General features: G+C 70.7%; 1 protein-coding gene. It reads right to left on the bottom strand.

Features of this window, described 5'->3' with window-relative positions; genetic code table 11:
- A partial coding sequence (locus LQV45_RS34875) for an ATP-binding cassette domain-containing protein (protein ID WP_230012538.1) occupies window positions 1–1,096 on the bottom strand: 1,096 nt, incomplete at both ends.

The following is a 1,096-nucleotide window of genomic DNA, read 5'->3' as shown; positions in this document are numbered from 1 at the left end:
GTGTCGCAGATGTCGGCCACTACGCCGAGGTCGTGTGTCACCATCACCACGGACATGCCGGTGTCCTTGACCAGTGCCCGCAGCAGCGAGAGGATCTCGGCCTGCACTGTCACGTCCAGCGCCGTGGTGGGTTCGTCGGCGACCAGCAGCCGGGGACGGCCGGCCAGGGCCAGGGCGATGGCCACGCGCTGGGCCATGCCGCCGGAGATCTGGTGCGGGTAGGTGGTGAGGATGCGCGCGGCGTCCACGATGCCCACCTTTTCGAGCAGGCTCAGGGCTTCGGTGCGTGCTTCGGCTTTGCCCATGCCCCGCAGGCGCCGGATGGCGGAGACCAGCTGGTAGCCGACCGTGAACATGGGGTCGAGGGCACGCATGGGTTCCTGGGAGATCAGCGCGATCTCCCGTCCCCTGACGCCGGCCAGCTCATTTTCCGTGGCGGCCGCGAGGTTCCGGCCGTTCCACAGGATCTGGCCTCCGGTGACGGATACGCCCGAGGGCAACAGGCCCAGCAGGGACAACGCCGTCATGGTTTTGCCGCAGCCGGATTCGCCCACCAGCCCGAGCACGGTGCCCTGTTCGACGTCGAAGGAGACCTCCGTGACCAGGGGCGTGCCGGCGTCGACGCCCACCGAGAGCCCGCGGACACTCAGCCGGCCGGCCGCGTCCGGCGCGGCGGCATCGGTGGACGGCGCGGCGGCATCGGTCGACGGCGCAGCCGCGGACGCAGCGGCCCGGCGTCGGCGGTCAGCGGCGGAGGGCAGGTGGGAGGCGGCCGCGTTCGGGCTTTTCCCCAGGGCGTTGCCGATGGCATTGGCCGCGAGGACCGTCAGCGCCAGGACCGCACCGGTGGGGACCATCAGCCAGGGGGCGTCGTAGACGTGCTGGGATGCGCCCTGGATCATGCCGCCCCAGCTGGGCTGCGGGATGGGCGGCCCAAATCCGATGAACGCCAGGCCGGCCTGGATCAGCATGCCCACCGCGAAGATGAGGGCGGACTGCACCACGATCGTGGTGTTCAACCCGGGCAGCACGTGCCGCAGGCTGATGCCGAGCGTGCTCACGCCGTCCACCTTGGCGGCGTCGACATAGAGCTGTG

The organism is Microbacterium sp. Bi128, from assembly GCF_918698205.1.
The sequence above is the reverse complement of the archived record's forward strand: the minus strand, read 5'-3'. Positions and strand labels throughout refer to the sequence as shown.